The 22,447-nt window shown below is 62.8% G+C and carries 18 protein-coding genes; 5 read left to right on the forward strand and 13 right to left on the reverse strand.

Going from position 1 to position 22,447, the window contains the following annotated elements; genetic code table 11:
• Nucleotides 1-14: 14 nt before the first annotated feature.
• From cobG to C4J91_RS03000, 5 genes are all read left to right on the forward strand, one after another.
• On the forward strand, nt 15-1,361 hold the full coding sequence (cobG, locus tag C4J91_RS02980; RefSeq protein WP_124361085.1) for a precorrin-3B synthase: 1,347 nt from the start codon (nt 15-17) through the stop codon (nt 1,359-1,361).
• Nucleotides 1,354-1,980: a precorrin-8X methylmutase gene (locus C4J91_RS02985; protein WP_124361086.1), complete on the forward strand. Its 627-nt coding sequence runs from the start codon at nt 1,354-1,356 to the stop codon at nt 1,978-1,980. The genes cobG and C4J91_RS02985 overlap by 8 nt, the downstream gene beginning before the upstream one ends.
• Nucleotides 1,980-2,711: a precorrin-2 C(20)-methyltransferase gene (locus C4J91_RS02990; protein WP_124361087.1), complete on the forward strand. Its 732-nt coding sequence runs from the start codon at nt 1,980-1,982 to the stop codon at nt 2,709-2,711. Before C4J91_RS02985 ends, C4J91_RS02990 begins: the two co-directional genes overlap by 1 nt.
• Nucleotides 2,711-4,348: a precorrin-3B C(17)-methyltransferase gene (cobJ, locus tag C4J91_RS02995; protein WP_124361088.1), complete on the forward strand. Its 1,638-nt coding sequence runs from the start codon at nt 2,711-2,713 to the stop codon at nt 4,346-4,348. Before C4J91_RS02990 ends, cobJ begins: the two co-directional genes overlap by 1 nt.
• A gap of 237 nt (nt 4,349-4,585) precedes the next feature.
• Nucleotides 4,586-5,365: a hypothetical protein gene (locus C4J91_RS03000; RefSeq protein ID WP_124361089.1), complete on the forward strand. Its 780-nt coding sequence runs from the start codon at nt 4,586-4,588 to the stop codon at nt 5,363-5,365.
• Here the strand turns inward: C4J91_RS03000 and C4J91_RS03005 are convergent.
• The 13 genes from C4J91_RS03005 to C4J91_RS03070 all read right to left on the reverse strand — a co-directional run bounded on the left by C4J91_RS03005 (nt 5,362) and on the right by C4J91_RS03070 (nt 22,326).
• Nucleotides 5,362-5,958 carry a MarC family protein gene (locus tag C4J91_RS03005; protein ID WP_065883442.1) on the reverse strand — a complete coding sequence of 199 codons (597 nt, stop codon included), beginning with the start codon at nt 5,956-5,958 and terminating at the stop codon, nt 5,362-5,364. The two genes, C4J91_RS03000 and C4J91_RS03005, sit on opposite strands and share 4 nt — an antisense overlap.
• A 158-nt stretch (nt 5,959-6,116) precedes the next feature.
• Nucleotides 6,117-8,888 (reverse strand): hybrid sensor histidine kinase/response regulator, encoded by a 2,772-nt coding sequence (locus tag C4J91_RS03010; RefSeq protein ID WP_124361090.1) that lies wholly within the window; start codon nt 8,886-8,888, stop codon nt 6,117-6,119.
• A 100-nt stretch (nt 8,889-8,988) separates the two neighbouring features.
• Entirely contained in the window at nt 8,989-10,281 is a 1,293-nt protein-coding gene (gene purD, locus C4J91_RS03015; RefSeq protein WP_124361091.1) for a phosphoribosylamine--glycine ligase, read from the reverse strand.
• Between the two features lie 129 nt (nt 10,282-10,410).
• Complete coding sequence (purH, locus tag C4J91_RS03020) at nt 10,411-12,018, reverse strand: bifunctional phosphoribosylaminoimidazolecarboxamide formyltransferase/IMP cyclohydrolase (protein ID WP_124361092.1); 1,608 nt, start codon at nt 12,016-12,018, stop codon at nt 10,411-10,413.
• Between the two features lie 81 nt (nt 12,019-12,099).
• On the reverse strand, nt 12,100-12,420 hold the full coding sequence (fis, locus tag C4J91_RS03025) for a DNA-binding transcriptional regulator Fis (protein ID WP_003221275.1): 321 nt from the start codon (nt 12,418-12,420) through the stop codon (nt 12,100-12,102).
• The gene (gene dusB, locus C4J91_RS03030) at nt 12,417-13,430 is read right to left on the reverse strand and encodes a tRNA dihydrouridine synthase DusB (protein WP_124361093.1); all 1,014 of its coding nucleotides are present in this window, start codon (nt 13,428-13,430) and stop codon (nt 12,417-12,419) included. The genes fis and dusB overlap by 4 nt, the downstream gene beginning before the upstream one ends.
• Before the next feature lie 185 nt (nt 13,431-13,615).
• The gene (locus C4J91_RS03040; RefSeq protein ID WP_124361094.1) at nt 13,616-14,836 is read right to left on the reverse strand and encodes a DUF3426 domain-containing protein; all 1,221 of its coding nucleotides are present in this window, start codon (nt 14,834-14,836) and stop codon (nt 13,616-13,618) included.
• Nucleotides 14,837-14,866: 30 nt separating this feature from the next.
• Nucleotides 14,867-15,745, reverse strand: coding sequence for a 50S ribosomal protein L11 methyltransferase (gene prmA, locus C4J91_RS03045; RefSeq protein ID WP_124361095.1), 879 nt, complete (start codon nt 15,743-15,745; stop codon nt 14,867-14,869).
• 280 nt (nt 15,746-16,025) lie between these two features.
• A complete protein-coding gene (gene accC / locus C4J91_RS03050; protein ID WP_124361096.1) occupies nt 16,026-17,387 on the reverse strand; it encodes an acetyl-CoA carboxylase biotin carboxylase subunit in 1,362 nt (453 codons plus the stop codon).
• A gap of 17 nt (nt 17,388-17,404) precedes the next feature.
• The gene (accB, locus tag C4J91_RS03055; protein ID WP_012721998.1) at nt 17,405-17,866 is read right to left on the reverse strand and encodes an acetyl-CoA carboxylase biotin carboxyl carrier protein; all 462 of its coding nucleotides are present in this window, start codon (nt 17,864-17,866) and stop codon (nt 17,405-17,407) included.
• Between the two features lie 24 nt (nt 17,867-17,890).
• A complete protein-coding gene (aroQ, locus tag C4J91_RS03060; RefSeq protein WP_065951442.1) occupies nt 17,891-18,346 on the reverse strand; it encodes a type II 3-dehydroquinate dehydratase in 456 nt (151 codons plus the stop codon).
• 294 nt (nt 18,347-18,640) lie between these two features.
• On the reverse strand, nt 18,641-20,602 hold the full coding sequence (locus C4J91_RS03065; protein ID WP_124361097.1) for a methyl-accepting chemotaxis protein: 1,962 nt from the start codon (nt 20,600-20,602) through the stop codon (nt 18,641-18,643).
• A 53-nt stretch (nt 20,603-20,655) separates the two neighbouring features.
• Nucleotides 20,656-22,326, reverse strand: a complete 1,671-nt coding sequence (locus tag C4J91_RS03070) for a PleD family two-component system response regulator (protein ID WP_124361098.1) — start codon at nt 22,324-22,326, stop codon at nt 20,656-20,658.
• Nucleotides 22,327-22,447: the final 121 nt, after the last annotated feature.

Raw genomic sequence — 22,447 nt, forward strand, 5'->3', positions numbered from 1 at the left:
CGGGCAGGCTTTTCATGCCGTCGGACAAAGCAGGCATAATACCGCGCCTTTACCCGTCAACCGGAAGCCCCGTGAAGCCAACGCCCGCTCTGAATACCTTGCGCCCCTCGGCTTGTCCGGGGTTGTTGCGCATCGTCCAGGCGTTGGACGGCGGTATTTGTCGGATCAAACTGGCCGGTGGCTCGATCACCACGGCCCAGGCCAACGCCGTGGCGGACGCTGCCCAGGCGTACGCGGGCGGGGTGATCGAGGCGACCAACCGCGCCAACCTGCAGATTCGCGGGATCGGCGCCGAGCAGGAGGCCTTGATCGCGATGTTGTTGGCGGCAGGCCTCGGCCCGAGCAACGCGGGCGGTGATGACGTGCGCAACCTGATGCTCAGCCCCAGCGCCGGCATCGACCCACAGATGCTGTTCGACACACGCCCCCTGGCCGGGCAGATCCTCGCCACCCTGGAAAACCATCCACGCTTTCATGAGCTGTCGGCCAAATTCGCCGTGCAGCTGGATGGCTTCGAGGCCTTGGCGATGCTCGAACATCATCACGATCTGTGGCTGTCGGCCTTCGAACAGGCGGGTGAAACCCTGCTCGCGTTCGGCCTGGCCGGCTGTCCTGGCCTGAATGCACCGTTGGCCGCTGTGCGCTTGGACCAAGGCCATGCGCTGGTGGTGGCCGTGCTCGAAGCCTTTCTCGACCTGGCCACGCCGGAACAAACGCGCATGCGCCATCTGGCTGTGGATAACTTACTGAGCCGCCTGCGCCTGCCGCTACTGCCTGCGAATGGCTTCAACCGCCCGGCCAGCAGCGCTTCGGGCCATCCGGGCAGTTATCCACAGCGCCAGCAAGACCGGTTCTATGTCACCGCCGCCGCGCCATTGGGCCGCCTGGATTCGGCGATGCTCAAGGGCGCCGCACAGCTGGCCTGCGAGTATGGCGACGCCACCTTGCGGTTCACCCCTTGGCAGGGCGTGCTGCTGCCTAACCTCACACAGCCAGGCGTGGTGACCGAACAGTTGGCGCAACTGGGCTTTCTCTGCGCCGCCGACCAACCCCTGGCGCGCATGATCGCCTGTACCGGTTCCAGCGGCTGCGGCAAAGGCTTGTCGGATACCAAAACCGACGCCGTGCAATTGGCCGGCCTGCGACCGGGTCACGCTGTTCACTTGTCCGGCTGCCCGCGCTCCTGCGCCGCCGCACACACTGCGCCGGTCACCTTGCTGGCGGTGAGCACCGGCCACTACGACCTCTATTTTCGCGACGCTGCTCATCCAGGTTTTGGCCGGCTGCACGCGCGCACTCTTTCTATTGACGCGGCGGGCGCCTTGCTGCGCGCTCGCCCACGGAGCAACACCGATGATTGATTACATCCGCGACGGTCAGGAGATCTATCGCAACTCCTTCGCCATCATTCGCGCGGAGGCGAACCTGGCGCGTATCCCGGCGGATCTGGAGAAACTCGCGGTGCGGGTGATTCATGCATGCGGCATGGTCGAGGCCATCGACGGCCTGCAATTTTCCGACGGCGCAGGCAAGGCCGGGCGCGACGCGCTCGCGGCGGGCGCACCGATTTTATGCGATGCGCGGATGGTCTCCGAAGGCGTGACCCGTGCGCGCCTGCCGGCCAACAACAAGGTGATCTGCACTCTGCGCGACGACAGCGTGCCGGAACTGGCGCGCGAGCTTGGCAACACACGCTCCGCCGCTGCCCTGGAACTTTGGCGCCCGCATTTGGCCGGCAGCGTGGTAGTGATCGGCAACGCACCGACCGCCTTGTTCTACCTGTTGGAAATGCTCGACGCCGGCGCGCCGAAACCGGCGTTGATCCTTGGTTTTCCGGTGGGTTTCGTCGGTGCCGCCGAATCCAAGGCGATGCTCGCCGCCGACAGCCGGGGTGTGCCGTTCGTGATCATGCAGGGCCGCCTGGGCGGCAGCGCCATGGCCGCCGCCGCCGTCAATGCGCTCGCCACGGAGGTTGAATAATGCCTGCACGCGGACGTCTGATCGGCCTGGGTGTAGGCCCCGGCGACCCGGAACTGATCACCCTCAAGGCCCTGCGCCTGCTGCGCGAATCGCCGGTGGTGGCGTACTTCGTGGCCAAGGGCAAGAAGGGCAATGCCTTCGGCATCATCGAAGACCACCTGGTGCCCCAGCAAACCCTGATGCCGCTGGTGTACCCGGTGACCACCGAGGCGCTGCCGGCGCCGCTGTCCTATGAGCAAGTGATCAGCGATTTCTACGACACGGCCAGTGTCGATGTGGCCGCGCACCTGGATGCTGGCCGCGATGTGGCGGTCATCTGTGAAGGCGACCCGTTCTTCTACGGCTCCTACATGTACCTGCATGACCGCCTCGCCGAACGCTATGAGGCGCAGGTCATCCCGGGCGTGTGTTCGATGCTGGGCGGTGCTTCGGTATTGGGCGCGCCGCTGGTGTATCGCAATCAGAGCCTGTCGGTGCTCTCTGGCGTGTTGCCCCACGATGACCTCAAGCGCCGGCTGGCGGACGCGGATGCGGCGGTGATCATGAAGCTGGGGCGCAACTTTCCCAAGGTGCGCCAGGTATTGGAAGAACTCGGTCTGGCCGGGCGCGCGCTGTACGTGGAGCGCGCCACCATGGCCAATCAGAAAATTGTGCCGCTGGATCAGGTGGAGCCGATGTCGTCGCCGTATTTCTCGTTGATCATCGTGCCCGGTGAACGGTGGCAAGGTTGATGAGCCCGGCGATTGTCATTCTGGGCCAGGGCAGCCTGGCGACCGCGCGCAGGATCCAGCAACTTTACCCGGCTGCGCTGATCCATGGCCTGGACGGTCGGGTTGAGGGTGCAGACCAACGCTACAGCGAATTCGGCGCCACCCTGCGCCAGCTCTACCAGCAAGGCACGCCGCTGATTGCGCTGTGCGCCGCCGGCATTGTGATCCGCACCCTCGCGCCGCTCTTGCTCGAAAAAGGCGAGGAGCCGGCCGTGCTGGCCGTCGCCGAAGACGGCAGCGCCGTGGTGCCGCTACTGGGCGGCCTGGGCGGCGTGAATGTGATGGCGCGGGAGATTGCCGCCGCGTTGGGCGTGGCAGCGGCGATCACCACCAGTGGCGAGTTGCGGTTCGGCACCTGCCTGCTCAACCCGCCCACGGGCTATGCGTTGGCGGACCTGGAGCTGGGCAAGCGCTTTGTCTCGGACCTGCTGGCCGGTGAAAGCGTGCGCATCGAAGGCGCGGCGCCCTGGCTGGAGCAGGCCAATTTGCCGCAGGATCCGCAGGCACGCCTGGCGATTCATGTGGGCAGTGCCGAGCGTACGCCTGCCGCCAACGAATTGCTGATCTACCCGAAGACGGTGTGCGTCACCTGCAAGCCCGGTGCGCACCTGGCGGCACGTGTGCGCACGGCCTTGCAGGAGGCGGGCGTTGCCGTGCAAGCGCTGGCGTGCCTGCTGGCGAGCGACACGCAGATGGCCGAAGCCTCGTTGCATGAGGCCGCGTCTGAGTTGGGAGTGCCGCTGCGGTTTGCCAAGCTTGAGCCGCACGCGGACATCACCCTCAGCGTGGCCGAGCAGCCGGTGGATGTGTCACAGGTAGGCCGCCCGCGTGGCCGTCTCGCCGTGATCGGCCTTGGCCCTGGCGCCGCTGACTTGATGGTGCCGGCCGTCAAGGCCGAGTTGGCGCGCTGCACCGATGTGCTGGGCTACGAAACCTACGTGCGCATGGCCGGGCCGTTCCGTGACGACCAGGTGCAGCATTGCACGGACAACCGCGAAGAAATGCAACGCGCACGTCACGCCTTCGAACTGGCCGCCCAAGGGCGCTCGGTGGTGGTGGTGTCGTCTGGCGACCCCGGTGTATTCGCCATGGCCGCTGCGGTGATCGAGGCGTTGCATGAGTCCAGTGACCCAGCCTGGCATCAGGTCGACCTGCAGATCCTGCCTGGCGTCTCGGCTTCCCTGGCCACCGCTGCCCAGGCGGGCGCGCCGCTGGGGCATGATTTCTGTGTGATGTCGCTGTCGGATAACCTCAAGCCCTGGTCGATCATCGAAAAGCGTCTGGAGCTCGCGTCCCAGGCCGACCTGGCGCTGGCGTTCTACAACCCGATTTCCCGTGCGCGCCCGTGGCAACTGGGGCGTGCACTGGAGATCGTCGCGCAGCACCGCACGCCTGAAACACCGGTGGTACTGGGCCGTGATATCGGTCGCCCCGGCCAGACGCTGCGCGTCACCACGCTGGGCCAGCTCACCCCGGACCAGGTGGATATGCGCACCATGGTGCTGGTCGGCTCGTCCACCACCTGCACCTTTGCGCGTGCCGGCGGCGGGGAGTGGGTGTACACACCGCGCTGGTACGGCGGTAAACCCGGCTCCTGAAAACACCTCGGCGGTGATCCGAAAGCTCCGAATGACTCAAGGAATTTCCTGTAGTCGTCCGGGGCTTTTTCTTTTTTTCACGGCGAAACCATGAAGCCCTTCGTGCATGCCGCGCTATTGCTGGACGGCGCGCTTAGCCGAGCCGCGCCAAGGGATGTTTGTCGTCTGGAAAGCCTGTCGGTCAGTGGACTAGTGTGGTTACAAGCCCCGAGTCGGGGTGTACGTGGAGAATTGGAAATGGAGCGACATCACAGAAGGATCAACAGTACCAAAAGGCGCAAGTTGATTGCCGCCTACAAATTGCCGGGTGCGCCAGGCACGCACGCGGCTTTACCGCTGGACACCGAAGATGACTGCAACGCGGCGGTGGTCAACAACGGCGTGATTTCCTTTGCCGAGGGGTTGTCCGGGCTTAACCGCGAGTACATCCGCAAAAGCTACCTGTTGGCCAGCAGTTATGTGAGCGATGTATTGAAGGTTCATCGGGGCACCGAGGCCTGGTACGACGAATTTATCAAGGTCATGGTCAGCCTCGGCTGGTTGCCGTTGCGCAGCAGTTTTGAGCGAGTCTCACGCGCCAGCAAGGGGTTGACGGTGCAACTGGCGGCACTGAATATCATCGGCGCGATGCTCGCTTCGATGTCGTTGTCGGGGCCGCTGCTCAGTCTGCTGCCGAAACTGGCTGCGGATGCGCTGGAAGCCTTGAAGCAACAGCCGGCGTCGTTCGATTTGTTCAAGCGCAACAGCAGCGTGCACCAGGGCGGTGACTTTGGCGTGGCGTCCTGCGCGCAAACCAATGGCGAAGTGATGATGGTGCTGGTGACCTACAGCAGCCGTGGCGTGAGTAAACAGGTGGGTTTGCCGTTCCTTGAATGGGACAGCTCATCGTTCGAGGCCTTCAGCGGGCAGACCTGCCTGGTGCTGAATACCTCGGTGGTCAACGAGAAGACCCTTCAACTGATGCGTGACAGCGCGGGCGACAAGGTGCAGTCGGCCATTGCCAAATACCGGATCTAGGTCACCAGATAACCGCGCACCCCGGTAAAGATAATTTGCGCGGCCAGGGCACACACGAACAACCCCATCAACCGGCTGACAATCTGCAAGCCCTGGTCGCCGAGAATTCGTTCGATACGATTGGACAGGTACAGCACCACGCCCACGGTAAGGCTGGCCAGGGCGATGCTGAGGATGGCGGTGAGCTTGTCGTCCCAGTGGGGCTGGCTTACCCCCATCACCAGCAGCGCGCCGATGGTGCCGGGGCCGACCGTCAGCGGGATGGTCAGCGGTACGATGGTCACGTCCTGCTGCACGTTATCGGTCTGCACTGCCGACTTGCCTTGGGCCATGCCCAGGGCAGAGATAAACAGCACGCTGCCGGCACCGATGCGGAAGGCATCCACGGTGATACCGAACACACTGAAAATCACCCGGCCGAACAGGTACAGCAGCACGCTCGATACCAGCGTCGCCAACGCGACTTTCCACGCCAGGCGCCGCCGCTCCTTGCTGGAATAACCACGGGTCAGGCTGATAAAGCAGGACAGCACAAAGAACGGGCTATAGAGCACCAGCATCTTCAGGTAAACGCTGAACAACACATGGAGCATGAGGGGCGGCTCGCGGGTGGTGGAAGTGTGGAGGAGTCTATCAGGCGCCAGAGATCAAATGTGGGAGGGGGCTGATCGTTCCCACGCGCTGATCGTTCCCACGCTCCGCGTGGGAATGCATCCGGTGACGTTTCCACGCGGAGCGTGGGAACGATCAGTCAGGAGGGGGCGTGCTCTGGTCGCTGTTGGCGCTGCGCCACCCAGAATTCCACCAGTTCACGCAACTGCGACAGCTCCACCGGCTTGGCCATATGCCCATCCATCCCGGCCTGGCGCGCACGTTCCTTGTGTTCCGAAAGAATGTGCGCAGTCAGCGCCACCACCGGCGTGCGTACACGTTGGTGGCTGACTTCCCACGCGCGCAATTGCTGGGTGGCGGAGAAACCATCGAGGATCGGCATTTCACAGTCCATCAACACCAGGTCATAGCGCTGGGCTTTCATCGCTTCCAACGCTTCTTCGCCGTTGCTGGCGGTGTCCGGGTTGAGGTTGAGCTTGCCGAGCATGCCACGTATCACTTTGGTGGAGATGCTGTTGTCTTCGGCCACCAGGATGCGGAAGTCGCTGGGCACCGTAATCACTGCCGGGGCGGCTGGAGCGGGGCGAGGGTGGGTCAAGCCTTTGCTGCGTTGGGCCAGTTCGTCGGCCAGGGTGGTCTTGAGCGTATACCCGGCCACCGGTTTGGCCAGGATGCGTTTGATCCCGCAGTTGCGCGCGATGATCTTGCTCGGCGCGTTGCTGATGCCCGTGAGCATGATCAGCAGGATATCGTGGTTCAGGCTCGGGTCTTCCTTGATCTTCGCCGCCAGTTGCATGCCGGTCATGCCGGGCATGTTCTGGTCCAGGAGCACCACGTCGAAGTAATCGCGCAGGTGCGCCTTGGTACGCAGCAGGGCCAGGGCCTCCTTGCCGGAAGCCACGGCGCTGACGTTCAGGCCCCAGGCCGAGCATTGTTGCAACAGCACCTTGCGGCAGGTGTCGTTGTCGTCCACCACCAGTACGCGTGCGTCCTTGAGCGGGCCGTCGAGATCGGAGGTCGGGTGCTCGAGGCGTTCCGGGTCCAGCGGCAGGGTCAGCCACAGCGTGCTGCCTTGGTGACTGCCGCTCTTGATACCGAACTCGCCGTTCATCAACAGGATCAACTGACGCGCGATAACCAGGCCCAGATGGCCACTCAAGCGTGTCGCCGAGAGGAAGTTCTTGCTGTGCAGTTCGCTGTGCAGCAGGGCGTCGCGTTCGGCGGCTTCCATCGGTACGCCGCTGTCTTGTACCGCAATGCGCAGGCGCGGCACGGTGCTGCGTTCGTCGAGGGCCACGACGATCAGCACTTCGCCCTCGTCGGTTTTGTGCAGGGCGTTTTCCAGCAGACTCAGCAACGCCTGGCGCAGGCGTGTCGGATCACCGCTGATCACGCGCGGCACCTGGGGCTGGATGAAGCTGATCAGCTCGACATTCTGCTGCTCGGCCTTGGCGCGGAAGATGCTCAGGCAGTCGTCGATCAGCGCGTTGAGGTCGAACTGCACATCATCGAGTTCGATCTGTCCCGACTCGAGCTTGGAGATGTCGAGGATTTCGTTGATCAGCGTGAGCAACTCGTTACCGGCGCTGTGGATGGTCTGCACATAGTCGCGTTGTTTCACCGACAACGGCGTGCCCAGCAGCAACTCGGTCATGCCCAGCACGCCGTTCATGGGGGTGCGGATTTCGTGGCTGATCTTCGCCAGGAATTCGGCCTTGGCGGCAATTTCGGCGTTGCTGGCGGCCAGGTCGCGGCTGAGGCTGAAGCGGGTTTCGACAATGGCGCGCTGGCGCTCGCCGAGGGCCAGGCTCATCAACAGGCCACTGAGGCAGATAAACGTGAGCAGGGTCACGATCAGGCCTTGCGGTGCCACCAGCGTGAGGCCGAGCAGGGCGGGCAGAATGATCAGCGTGCCGATGTTGAACACCACCATGCCGGCCACGAACAGGCGCGCCGGGCGATAGCCTCTTTGCCAGTGATAGGCCGAGACAAACAGCATGCTCAGGCCGGCCAGCGCGACCAGGGCGTAGGTGATGATGTTCAACGGCAAGGTGTTGACGAACAACAGCAACAGGCCGCACAGCACGATCAACAAGATGTCGGCCATCAACAGTTTGTTCAGCGGGTGTGGGCCCAGGGGCATGAAGAAACGGTAGGCAAACATCAGCCCGCACGGCGCGGTCAGCAGCAGCGCGAGGTAGGCGCCTGGGGTCTGGATCGCATGCCAATTCGGCAGCCACGGCCCCACCACGTTGAGCAACAGCGCCAGGCTGAGCATCAACAACACTTCGCAGGCCGCCAGCCACAGGCTGCTGCGCGAGCGGTGGTAGGCGAAGCGTGTGAGGTTATGCAGGATCAGCATCAGCAGCACGCCGAACAACAGGCCATAGAGCAGCGTCTGGTTCTGGTTGGCGGCGGCCAGTACGGCGGGTTCCAGCGTGATGTAAGGGCGTAGCTCGTGCTCCGACACCAGGCGCAGGTACACCTCGAGCGGGCGCTGGCTCTGCGGCATCGGGAGCATGAAGTCACTGCTCGGCAGCGGGCGCTCGGCCTGGGGCTGGCGCGTGCCGGTGGTTTGTTGTTCCACCAGGGTATCGCCATCCAGCACATACAGGCTCAGGTGCGACAGGTCCGGCGCGAACACCCGCAGCACTTGTTCATGCTTGCCGGGTTGCAGCTTGAAGCGTACCCACAACGCACCGTCCGGCTGCGCGGCGGTAATCCGGTCCAGTTCGATGGGGCTGAATTGATTGGTGTAGCGGGCGGAGCGGATATCGCTCAGTTGCAGGTCGGCCTGCTCATCGAGCAATACTGCCCAGCCACCGCCTTGGGCAGCGGCTTGAGCCGGGGCCAGGCAGAGCAAGGTCAGCAGGCTGACTGTAAAAGCTAAGGCGATCCTGAGCCAGCGCACGGCGAAGTCCCTTCGTAGGTGAATGCACGGGTTAACTATGCGCGGGGGGCATGAGTACGGCAAGGGCCAGAGGCCCTTACCTACCCGAACGGATAGCTACTCAGTTGCTCTCGCCACGTTCACGGGCAATGGCGCGGTAACCGATGTCGGTGCGATAGAAGCAGCCCTTCCAGTCGATTTTCGCGGCCAGCGTGTACGCCTGTTGCTGCGCGGCGTCGACACTGGCGCCCATTGCGGTGGCGCACAGCACGCGGCCACCGGCGGTGACGACCTTGCCGTCCTTCAGCGCGGTGCCAGCATGGAACACCTTGCCTTCCAGCGCTGCTGCCGCGTCCAGGCCCTCGATCACATCGCCCTTGGCGTAATCGGCCGGGTAACCGCCGGCGGCCAGCACGATACCGACACTCGGGCGTGGGTCCCACTGCGCTTCGACCTTGTCCAGGGCCTGGGCCAGCGCGGCTTCCACCAGCAGCACCAGGCTCGATTGCAGGCGCAGCATCACCGGTTGGGTTTCCGGATCGCCAAAGCGGCAGTTGAACTCGATGACTTTCGGGTTACCAGCTTTGTCGATCATCAGCCCGGCGTAGAGGAAGCCGGTGTAGACGTTGCCTTCGTCGGCCATGCCGCGCACGGTCGGCCAGATCACCAGGTCCATGACGCGCTGGTGCACGTCGGCGGTGACGACCGGGGCAGGGGAGTAAGCGCCCATGCCGCCGGTGTTCGGGCCGCTGTCGCCGTTGCCGACGCGCTTGTGGTCCTGGCTGGTGGCCATTGGCAGTACGTTCTTGCCGTCGACCATTACGATGAAGCTGGCTTCTTCGCCGTCGAGGAATTCTTCGATGACCACGCGCGAACCGGCATCACCAAAGGCATTGCCGGCGAGCATGTCGCGCACGGCGTCCTCGGCTTCCTGCAGGGTCATGGCGACGATCACGCCTTTACCGGCGGCCAGGCCATCGGCCTTGATCACGATCGGCGCGCCTTTTTCACGCAGGTAAGCCAGGGCCGGTTCGATCTCGGTGAAGTTCTGGTAGTCGGCGGTCGGGATCTTGTGGCGTGCCAGGAAATCCTTGGTGAAGGCTTTCGAACCTTCCAGTTGAGCAGCGCCTGCGGTCGGCCCGAAGCAATCCAGGCCACGGCTGCGGAACAGGTCGACGACGCCGGCCACCAGCGGCACTTCCGGGCCGACGATGGTCAGGGAGACGTTTTTCTCGGCGAAATCTGCCAGTTGCTCAAGGGCCAGCACGTCGATCGCGACGTTTTCGCACTTGGCTTCAATGGCGGTACCGGCGTTACCGGGGGCGACGAAGACTTTCTGGACGCGTGGGTCCTGGGCAACTTTCCAGGCCAGGGCGTGTTCACGGCCACCGCTGCCAATGATCAAAACATTCATTTCAAAAACCTCGTTAGCATGATCGTTCCCACGCTCTGCGTGGGAATGCAACACGGGACGCTCCGCGTCCCAAAGCGTGACGCATAGCGCCACAAGAGGCATTCCCACGCGGAGCGTGGGAACGATCGATCAGTGGCGGAAGTGGCGCATGCCAGTGAAGACCATGGCGATGCCAGCTTCGTCGGCAGCAGCGATGACTTCAGCATCACGCATCGAACCGCCCGGTTGGATCACGGCGGTCACGCCTGCTTTTGCGGCATTGTCCAGACCATCACGGAACGGGAAGAACGCATCGGAAGCCATCACCGAGCCGGCTACCTGCAAGCCGGCGTGTTCGGCCTTGATCGCAGCGATACGTGCCGAGTTCACGCGGCTCATCTGGCCGGCGCCGACACCGATGGTCTGGCGGTTCTTGGCGTAGACGATGGCGTTGGACTTAACGTACTTGGCGACTTTCCAGGCGAAGATCAGGTCGTTGATCTCCTGCTCGGTCGGCGCGCGTTTGGTCACGACCTTAAGGTCCTGGCTGCCGATCATGCCGATGTCGCGGCTCTGCACCAGCAAACCGCCATTGACGCGCTTGTAGTCCCAGGCAGCGGCGCGCTCAGCCGACCATTCGCCGCAGGCCAGCAGGCGCACGTTGGCCTTGGCGGCGACGATGGCGCGGGCTTCTTCACTGACGCTTGGCGCAATGATCACTTCGACGAACTGACGCTCGACGATGGCCTTGGCCGTCTCGGCATCCAGTTCACGGTTGAAGGCAATGATGCCGCCGAACGCCGATTCGGTGTCGGTGGCGTAGGCCAGTTCGTACGCCTGGCGGATCCCGCCTTCAGCGTCCGGGCTCACGGCCACGCCGCACGGGTTGGCGTGCTTGACGATCACGCAGGCCGGCTTGATGAAGCTCTTCACGCACTCCAGCGCAGCGTCGGTGTCGGCCACGTTGTTGTAGGACAGTTCTTTGCCTTGCAGCTGGGTGGCGGTGGCGATGCCCACTTCGGCCGGCTTGGCTTCCACGTAGAACGCCGCGCTCTGGTGCGGGTTCTCGCCGTAGCGCATTTCCTGGGCCTTGATGAACTGGCTGTTGAAGGTGCGTGGGAACTGGCTGCGGCCTTCGGTGCTCAGGACGTCGGCGGCCTGGTTCACGGTGCCCATGTAGTTGGCGATCATGCCGTCGTAGGCGGCGGTGTGTTCGAACGCCTTGAGCATCAGGTCAAACCGCTGGGCGTAGGTCAGGCCACCGGCTTTGAGGCTGTCGAGCACTTGGGTGTAGTCGCTGGCGTTGACCACGATGGCCACGTCTTTGTGGTTCTTGGCGGCCGAGCGAACCATGGTCGGGCCGCCGATATCGATGTTTTCGATGGCGGTCGGCAGGTCGCAGCCTGGCTTGTTGATGGTGGCTTCGAACGGGTAGAGGTTAACCGCCACCAGGTCGATCGGCTTGATGCCGTGCTCGTTCATGATGGCGTCGTCGATACCGCGACGGCCAAGGATGCCGCCGTGGATTTTCGGGTGCAGGGTCTTGACCCGACCGTCCATCATTTCCGCGAAACCGGTGTAGTCCGCGACTTCTACTGCGGCCACGCCGTTGTCCTGCAGCAGTTTGAAGGTCCCGCCCGTGGAGAGGATTTCCACGCCAAGGAGCTGCAAGCTCCGGGCAAATTCGAGGATCCCGGTCTTGTCGGAAACACTGATCAAGGCGCGGCGGATCGGCAGGCGGGTAGTCTGGTCGGTCATCTCAATTTCCATCAAAAGCAAAGGAGTCAGCAAAAAAGGCGACCGTTTTTACGCGGGCGCCTTTCTGGTTTGATTGAATGCTTACAGCAAATCGTATTGCTTGAGCTTTTTGCGCAGCGTGCCCCGGTTGAGGCCCAGCAGCTCACTGGCTTTGGTCTGGTTGCCCTTGACGTAGTTCATCACGCTTTCGAGCAGGGGCGCCTCGACTTCGGAGAGCACCAGGTTGTACACGTCCGTGACGGAAGCGCCCTCGAGGTGGGCGAAATAATTGTGCAGCGCCTTCTCGACACTCCCGCGAAGGGTCTGGCCTTCTTCGCTCGGCGTGTTGAGGTGCTGTTTCAAATTGACGTTGTCGCTCACGGGTGCTGTTCCACTCACTAAAGTCTCGGTCATCATCGTCATGCGGCCACCCCTTCTCCATCCCCTGTTCCCAGGCTCTTGTCACGTTCGGCGAAGAACTCACGAACGGTGGCGACCTGTGCCTGCGTTTCATCCAAACGGTTGAACTGAGCGCGAAATTCCCTGGCGCCCGGCAAGGTGGCGAGGTACCAGCCGACATGCTTGCGAGCAATGCGTACGCCCATCACATCCCCATAGAAGGTGTGCAGGGCGGCCAGATGCTCTAGCAGAATACGTTCCACCTCGGTCAGTCCCGGTGCCGGCAACACGTTGCCGGTACGCAGGAAATGCTCGATCTCACGGAAAATCCATGGCCGCCCCTGGGCGGCCCGGCCGATCAACACGCCGTCGGCGCCGGTTGCGTGCAGAACGCGCCGGGCTTTCTCGGCTGAATCGATATCGCCATTGGCAAACACCGGCATCGACACCGCCTGCTTGATCGCGGCAATGGTGTCGTACTCGGCTTCCCCGGTGTAAAGGTCGGCACGGGTGCGGCCATGCACCGCCAGCGCTGCAATACCTGCCTGTTCGGCGATCTTCGCCACCGTCAGGCCATTCTTGTTGTCCCGGTCCCAGCCGGTGCGAATCTTCAGGGTCACCGGCACATCGACTGCGGCGACAACGGCCTGCAGGATCTCGGCAACCAACTGCTCATCTTTCAGCAGGGCGGAACCTGCGGCCTTGTTGCAGACCTTCTTGGCCGGGCAGCCCATGTTGATATCAATGATCTGCGCGCCCAGCTCCACATTGGCCCGAGCGGCATCCGCCAGCATCTGCGCATCACCCCCGGCGATCTGCACCGAGCGTGGCTCGGGATCACCTTCGTGGATCATGCGCATCCGCGACTTGCGGGTGTTCCACAAACTCATGTCGCTGGTGACCATTTCAGAGACTACTAGACCCGCGCCCAAACGTTTGCAGAGCTGACGAAAGGGCTGGTCCGTGACGCCCGCCATCGGGGCGAGGATCAAGCCGTTGTGCAATGTATATGGGCCGATGCGTACCGCCGACATAGGACTTCCCTGTTGTGGGGCCGGATCATTAGAGTTCGAAAAAGGGTTGGCATGATACCCGCTCTCGATGACTGGATAAAGGCTGAATTGGATAAAATCTGAACAGTTATTTTTTTATCGCCAGTGGTTTGGTTGACGTCGGCGCAGTCAATAAACCGCCGTCAAACCTCGGTGCTGGCGCAGCTTCACTCGGGCGAATGGAAGCTCAGGCTGTAGTTCACCGCTTTGCTGCCGGGGTCAAGGATGTCCAGGGAGATGTGGATCGGTGTCTGCGACGGCATTTCACTGACCCCGGCCAACTCGCCGCTGAGGTACTCGGCGGGCTTGAAGCGCCGACTGGCGATCAGGCCGCCGTTCAAGTCGGCAAAGCGCAGCTCCAGCTGCGGAAAGGGCTGGGAGAAAGTCGCGCGGTTGTAGATGATCGCATCCACCACCAGCGCCCCAGCGAACTCCGGATGGCTGCGCACCACCAGGTTGCTGCTCTTGATGTGGGCGATGTCGACCCGTGATGGCACAGTGCAGCCCAATTTCGGGCACAGTTGCTGGAACCACGGACGGTAGGCGTCCTGGCGGGCCAGTTCGTCGAATTGGTAGGCGATGTACTGGCCTGCCAGGCCTGCGGCGGCGAGCAGTACCAGCACGATCCAGGTCAGGCGGCGGCCCAGGCCTGACGGACGCTTCTGCGCATACAGGTGCAGCGGGTCGTCTTCCAGGTCCTGGAACACCTCGTCGACATTGGCCTCGGCACGCGCCCGCTTGCGCCGGGCGTGGGGGCGGTCGTCGGTGGCTTGCGCCGCTGGCGTCAGAGGCGTGAAGGGTGGATCGGGATCGTCGTCCGGATTCGAGCGCAGCGGCGGTTCATCGTCGTCGAGATCGTCGCGGTGAAACGACAGGGACGGCTCGGTGCGCTCGCTCGGCTCCGGCTCCGGCTCCGCTTCGGCGGGCAGGGCGCGCTCTTGCGGCGGCTCGCTGAACAGGCTGGCGGCCCACTTTTCTTCCTCGGCCTTGACTGTATTGCGGCTGGCGCTGAGGGCATCTTCCTTGTGCCGACGCTCGGCACCGGGCTGGCGGCGGTCCGCGCCGACGGGCTGGGTGTGCTGAATTTCGCGGCGCTCGAGCTTGGCCAGTTCCTCGTCCAGGTCCAGGGTGTCCAGGTCCAGCTCTTGGGCTGTCCACTGTTTTTGGCTGATTGCGCGCGGCGGCTCAGACGTGGGTTCATCAGCGCCGAACTGTTCAGGTTGCGCTGCCGGCACCGAGGCTCGCTGCTCCAGCAACTGGCGCGCAGCATTGAACACCTGCAGGCAGGAGCCGCAGCGCACCACGCCACGGGCCACGCTCAATTGAGCGTGGTTGACGCGAAAGCGTGCTTGGCAATGCGGGCACTGGGTGACGAAACTGTCGCTCATGCGGCCATCCGATTCAGACAAGCGCTCATTCTAGCGCCGACGACCGCTGATGCGTACCCAGCCGTCACGGTTGGCGATGGGGTCCAGCTCGAAATCCCTGGCGTAGGCGGCGGCGACCTCTTCACCTTGCTCGGCGAGAATGCCCGACAGTGCCAGGCGCCCGCCTGGCTTGACCAGGTTCGACAACTGCGGCGCCAGCGATACCAACGGCCCGGCGAGGATGTTGGCGACCAGCACATCGGCCTGTACCTGGGGCAGGTCCTCAGGCAGATAGAGTGGGAATTTGCCTTCAGGAATGTGGTTGCGCCCGGCGTTATCGCGGGAGGCTTCCAGGGCCTGCACGTCGATATCGGTGCCCACGGCCTGCTTGGCGCCCAGCAGCAGCGCGGCGATGGCCAGGATCCCCGAGCCGCATCCGAAGTCGAGCACGTTGCAGTCGCTCAGATCCTGGCCGTCCAGCCATTCCAGGCACAGCGCGGTGGTGGGGTGAGTGCCGGTGCCGAACGCCAGGCCCGGGTCCAGCAGCAGGTTGACCGCATCCGGCTCGGGGGCGGCGTGCCAGCTGGGTACGATCCACAGGCGCTGGCCGAAACGCATGGGCTGGAAATTGTCCATCCAGCTGCGTTCCCAATCCTGGTCTTCGATCACTTCGCTGTGATGCTCCGGCAGCGGGGCGCCGGTGAGCAACTCCAGATGGGCCAGTACGCTGGCGGCCTCGGTGCCGTCTTCGAACAGGGCCAGCAAGTGGGTGTGGGACCACAGCGGGGTGGTGTTGAGTTCCGGTTCGAAGATCGGCTGGTCTTCAGCGTCCATGAAGGTCACCGACACAGCGCCGACTTCGAGGAAAGCGTCTTCGTAGGTTTCGGCTTGTTCTGGGCTGATGGCGAGACGGACTTGCAGCCAAGGCATGGCGGGCACCTTTGAAAAAATGAGTGTGCAGCGGGATGGGGCTGCGAAAGCGCGCAAGTTTACGCGAGCGAACAGCAGAAGACGACATTACTGACGATCGTTCCCACGCTCGGCGTGGGAATGCTGCTCTGGACGCTCCGCGTCCGTGACGCGGAGCGTCACAAGATGCGTTCCCACGCCGAGCGTGGGAACGATCAGTCAAGCCCCCTCCCACAGGTGGTTGGTGTGTGGCTGCCAGAAACAACAAAGCCGCCCGAAGGCGGCTATGTGGGTGGAGCACTTACTGGTTGGCCAGCTTGTGTTCCAGGTAGTGAATGTTCACACCACCTTCGCAGAAGCCTTCATCACGCACCAGGTCCCGATGCAGCGGGATGTTGGTCTTGATGCCGTCGACCACGATTTCGTCCAGGGCGTTGCGCATGCGGGCCATGGCCTCGTCGCGGGTCGCGCCCCAGGTGATCAGCTTGCCGATCAGCGAGTCGTAGTTGGACGGAACCTTGTAGCCGCTGTACAGGTGCGAATCCACACGTACGCCGTTGCCGCCGGGCGCGTGGAAATGCTTGACCAGGCCTGGGCTCGGCATAAAGGTTTGCGGGTCTTCGGCGTTGATCCGGCACTCCAGGGAGTGGCCGTGGATCTTCACGTCTTCCTGGGTGAAGGACAGCACGTTGCCGGCGGCGATGCTGAGCATCTCCTTGACGATGTCGATACCGGTGACCATCTCCGACACCGGGTGCTCTACCTGCACGCGAGTGTTCATCTCGATGAAGTAGAAACGGCCGTTCTCGTAGAGGAACTCGAAAGTACCGGCGCCACGGTAGTTGATGTCGATGCACGCCTTGACGCAGCGCGCCAGGACTTCCTGGCGGGCTTTCTCGTCCAGGCCTGGTGCCGGTGCTTCTTCCAGCACCTTCTGGTGACGACGTTGCAGCGAGCAATCGCGGTCGCCCAGGTGGATCGCGTGGCCCTGGCCGTCGGACAGTACCTGCACTTCCACGTGACGTGGGTTGGTCAGGTATTTCTCCAGGTAGACCATCGGGTTGCCGAACCAGGCAGCCGCTTCGGAGCGGGTCTGCTTGGCGGCTTCGATCAGTTCTTCTTCCTTGTGCACCACGCGCATGCCGCGACCACCACCGCCACCGGCGGCCTTGATGATCACCGGGTAGCCGACTTCACGACCGATGCGCAGAGCGGTTTCCTCGTCTTCCGGCAGCGGGCCGTCGGAGCCGGGAACGGTAGGCACGCCGGCGGCGATCATGGCGTCCTTGGCCGAGACCTTGTCGCCCATCAGGCGAATGGTTTCGGCTTTCGGGCCGATGAAGGCAAACCCGGATTTTTCCACCTGTTCGGCGAAATCGGCGTTTTCCGCGAGGAAGCCGTAGCCTGGGTGAATGCCATCGGCGCCGGTCACTTCGGCGGCAGCGATGATGTTCGAGACTTTCAGGTACGAGTTGGTCGCCAGGGGCGGGCCGATGCAGATGCTCTCGTCCGCCAGTTTCACGTGCATCAATTCGGTATCGGCCGTCGAGTAAACAGCGACGGTCTTGATGCCCTCTTCCTTACAGGCGCGCAGGATACGCAGCGCGATCTCGCCGCGGTTGGCGATCAGGACTTTTTGCAGTTTCTTCGCAGGTTTCAACATCGAAGGCGCTCCGCGGTTCAAACGATGGTGAACAGCGGCTGGTCGTACTCAACCGGCTGACCGTTTTCTACCAGGATGGATTCGATGACGCCGGCTTTTTCAGCCGTGATGTGGTTCATCATCTTCATCGCTTCAACGATGCAGATGGTGTCGCCCACTTTCACGGTCTTGCCCACTTCAACGAAGGCTGGCGAGGTCGGTGCCGGGGTGCGGTAGAAAGTACCGACCATTGGCGACTTGACCACGAAACCGTTCAGCGCAGGGGCTGCTGGCGCCGCAGGCGCGGCGGCGGCTGGAGCAGCGGCAGGTGCGGCAGCGGCCGGAGCCGGTGCTTGCATCTGTGGCGCGTAGAACTGTTGAGCCGGGGTCTTGCTGTGACGGCTGATCCGTACGGACTCTTCGCCTTCCTTGATTTCCAGCTCGTCGATACCGGATTCTTCCAGCAGTTCGATCAGTTTCTTAACTTTACGGATATCCATGAATCATCAACTCCCAAGGGTCGGTCAGGGGCGTTTAGCCTGTTCTTCAACGTGTTCCAGGGCGGCCTCCAGGGCCAGTCGGTAACCGCTGGCGCCAAGGCCGCAGATCACTCCTACCGCTACATCGGAGAAGTAAGAGTGATGGCGGAAAGCTTCGCGTTTGTGCACGTTCGATAAATGCACTTCGATGAATGGGATGCTCACCGCCAGCAGCGCGTCACGTAATGCAACGCTTGTGTGCGTAAAAGCGGCGGGATTGATCAGAATGAAATCCACGCCTTCGCCACGCGCGGCATGGATGCGATCAATCAATTCATACTCGGCATTGCTTTGCAGGTAGAGCAAATGGTGGCCGGCGACACGGGCCCGCTGTTCCAGATCGAGGTTGATCTGATCCAGGGTCACTGCCCCGTAGACGCCCGGTTCACGGGTGCCGAGCAGGTTCAGGTTGGGTCCGTGAAGAACCAGTAAGGTCGCCATCGGCTGTTCCTTGTTATTGGTGGGGTACTGCAGAACCCGGCGACTATGCCGCAAAGCCTTTGTGACTGTCCAGTTCTATGCAGTAGCCAGCACGATTAGCGAGGATTGCGCGAAATTTGTGACTGTGGCTCAGGATCTGGTCATTGGCAATGCAATCGAGAACATGTGGGAGATCAATGTGGGAGGGGGCTTGCCCCCGATAGCAGTGTGTCAGTCTCGACATCTGTAACTGAGCTACCGCAATCGGGGGCAAGCCCCCTCCCACATTTGATCTTCATAGGGCGCGGGATCGGGTCAGACCCGGAATGCCTGCACAGCCGTATTGAGCTGCCCACCCAGCACCAGCAGATGCTCGCCCTGGCTGCGTCCCTGGCCGATACGCCGCAGGTTGTCTTCACCCAGTTGGTGAATTCTTTCGCTGTTGTCGCGAATCTCACTCACGGCCCCGCTTTGTTGCGCCGTCACGTCAGCGATGCGCACGGCGGTCGCGGAGATGGTCTGGATTGCCCCGACGATTTCATCCAGCGCGCCATCGGCGGCCTGGGCTTGCTCGGCGGTGGCTTCGGCGTGTTCGACCTGTGCCCGCATGCCTTGTACCGATTGGTGGGCGGCGGTTTGCAGGCCGGCGATCAGGCCCTGGATTTCGGCGGTGGCGCCGGCGGTACGCTGGGCCAGGGAGCGCACTTCATCGGCGACCACGGCAAAACCGCGCCCGGCCTCACCGGCGCGGGCCGCTTCGATCGCGGCGTTGAGCGCCAGCAGGTTGGTCTGGTCGGCGATCGAGCGGATCACCGTGAGTACGCCGCCGATGGTGGCGGACTCTGCGGCGAGTTTCTCGATCATCTGCGCATTTTGCTGCACTTCACCCACCAGGGCATGCAACCCGGCCAGGCTCAAGCCGATTACCCGCTGACCTTGTTCCACGGCGACACCGGCACTGCGACTCGCGCCTGCGGCCTGGCTGGCATCACCCGCCACTTGCTGGATGGTCGCCTCCAGTTCGCCCAGGGAGTCACGAATCTGCGCGGTGTCCCCGGCCTGGCGTTCGGCGCCGTCGTGCAAACCGCTGCTCAGTTCGGCCAGGGTGCGGCTGCTGCCAGCGACTTCTTCGGCATTGCCGCGGATCGTGCCGACGAGGTCCACCAGATAAGCGCGCAGGCGATTCAGCGAGGCTTCGATGTCGCGCAGTTCGCGGTTGGTCCTGCCCAAGGCGATCGGCTGGCTGAAGTTGCCTTCGGCCCAGGTGGACAGCGCCGGGGCGAGGTGGGTCAGCACCCGCGCCAGGCGGCGTTGCAGGGTATCGATCAACAGTGCGATCAGCAGGATCAGGCCAATCATCAGCCCCTGCATCAGGCGCACTTCGCCCTGGATGTTGGCGTGCTGCGCGCGCACCACCGGCTCCAGGCCGGCGATGGCTTGTCGCACGCGGGTGATCTTGATGTGTGTGGCGGCGGCGAGTTCGGTGCGTTGCTGGATCTGTTCGCGGGTGCGCTTGAGTTCGGCGGGGTAGCGAGTCAACAGGCTGTTGAGTTCACGCTTGAGGTCGACGCCGGTGTCCTGGGCTTCGGTTTTTTCAGCGTTTTCCAGGCCCATCAACGCGGAAAAATCGTCGCTGCTGGAGTCGGCACTGGCCTTCACCCCCAGCAAAGGCAACTGCGCCAACAGGTCAGCCTGGGTACGAATGCTGGCGATTTCACGCTCGACATCATCGGCCAATTCGGCGCGACCGCTGCTCACCAGTTTGTCCCGTGCCAGGGACAGCTTGCCCAGGTGTTGCGCGGCGGCCAGCAGTGGCGGCAGATAGCGCGCCGCGTCCGGGGCATTCACGGCGCTGGCGTACTGGCTCAGTTGCTCCAGGTTCGCCCCCAGCTCGCGTTCGGCCTGCAATAACAGCGCTTGCGGGTCGCCGGCCAGTTTGCCGGCGGCGAGCAGGTCGGTTTTGCTGAAAGCGTCCAGGTCCGTAAGACTGGGGCGCAGGTTCTGGGCCAACTCTGGCGGCAATGAATCGAGCTGCTGCAGCAGGCTTTCCAGGCTCTGGCCGGCGCTGCTCAAACGCAGGGCATCGCCGCTGGCCAGGTAGTCGTCGATATTGCGTGCGACCTGGTTTTCGAAGGCCTGGGACAGCCCCAGATAGCGCTCCATCAACAGGTACGGGCGCTCCAGTGCTCGTTGCGACCACCACAGCGTCGCCCCAAGTGCCAGGCACACGGCCACCAACAAAAGGGTATTGAGATTGGTCAGCAGCTTCAGGCGCATGCGTGGTTTCAACCGACAGCAAAAGATAAGTGCCTGAAGTTATTGCGTTTACATTACAAAGTTATGACCGAATCAGTGGATTCCGGTGAAAAGATGGCACTTTGCTTTGATGTGCGAGCGGCTTGCACGCGGTTACGTCCGGCATGCTTGGCGCGGTACAGCGCCTCATCGGCCTGGGCGGCCATCGTCAGGCTGTCGGAACCGTCGCACAGCTCCACCAGCCCGGCGCTGAAGGTGCACCATAAATCCTGGGGTTGGGCCGGGTAGTGGATTTCCGCAAAACGCCCACGAATCTCGTCCAGCACTTTGCAGGCCGATTCGAGGTCGGTGTCGGGCATCACAATGGCGAATTCCTCACCGCCATAGCGGCCGATATAGTCGCTTTTGCGCAAACGCTGCTTGAGAAACAACGCCAGGCTTTTGATCACGCGGTCGCCCATGGGGTGACCGTGGCTGTCGTTGACCCGCTTGAAGTGGTCGATATCGAGCATGGCAAAGCTCAGCGGCTTGTTCTCGCGGCGGGCGCGGAAGCTGCAGTCTTCGAGCAATTGCAGGATATGCGTGTGGTTGTACAGCCCGGTCAGGCTGTCGCGCACCATCCGCGCTTTCAAATTGCGCGCACGCGCCGCACGGTTGCGCACGGTGGTGATCAGGTGGCGCGGCTTGATCGGCTTGGTCAGGAAGTCGTCACCGCCTTCGCTCATTGCATCCAGTTGTTTGTCCAGGTCGTCCTCGGCCGACAAGTAGATGATCGGTACGCTGACATAACGGTCGTTGTGGCGAATCACCTTGGCCAACTCGGTGCCGGTGCAGGCGGGCATGTACATGTCGAGGATGATCAGGTCGGGCTGGAAGTCGGCCAGTTCGGCCATGGCCCGGATCGGCTCGATCAACGTGCGGGTGACGATGCCGGCGCTGTTGAGCAGACGCTCGGTGTGCAACGCCTGGGCGCGGGAGTCGTCAATGATCAGCACTTTATACGGCTCATATTGAGCCACGCAGGTCAGCACTTCGATCTTTTCCAGCAGGCTCGAGGCCTCCAGCGTGCCGGTCAGGAATTCTTCACCGCCGGCGCGCACGGCGGCCAGACGGGTCGGGGTGTCGGTTTCATGCAGGCTGAAAAACAGCAGCGGCAGCTTTTGCTCCAGGCCTTCCTGGGCTTCGGCAGCCAGTTTCAGGCCCAGGCCGGTGCCGCAGAAATCCACGTCCATCACGATGGCCGACGGCAGGCGCTCGGCCATGGCGGCGCGAAAGGCTGCGACGCTGTCCAGGGACTGGGCGCTCATGCCAAAGAATTCCAACTGCTTGGCCAGGCGCTCGGCGCGGTTGTGGTCGGCCAGCATCACGTAGATCGGCTTGCGCATCGGCGGCAGCAGGGTTTGTTCCAGCTGATCGCCCTGGCGCAGCCCGGTGCGCGACAAGCGCTGCATCAAGCGATTGAGCTCGGTGATCAATTGGCTGCTCAGGCGCCCGCGGTTTTCATCCACCGCTTTGAGGGACTCGCCAATGTGCTGGGCCAGTTGGCGGTGTTCGGGCTGTTCGAAACGCTCGGCAAAGCGTTGCAGGCGCAGATTGGCTTCATTGAGCTCGGAGAAATCCGCGTTGGACCATTCGCTACGCTGCAGGCGCTGCCAGATCTCAAGAATTTGACGTGCCTGATGAATTACCCGCTGGGCAAAGTGCTGCTTGAGACGCTCGCGGCTGGGGTCTTCTGACTCGGTCATATCCTGACTACTGTGCGGGTGCATGCTGAGGTCGACTGATGGCTCTATGCTAGCATCTCTTTTCTGCTGCATGAGTGTCATACGTCAATTAAGTACGTGTCTGTGGTATTCATTTTTTGAC

Origin of the sequence: Pseudomonas sp. R3-52-08, from assembly GCF_003851745.1 — a bacterium.
Classification (GTDB): domain Bacteria; phylum Pseudomonadota; class Gammaproteobacteria; order Pseudomonadales; family Pseudomonadaceae; genus Aquipseudomonas.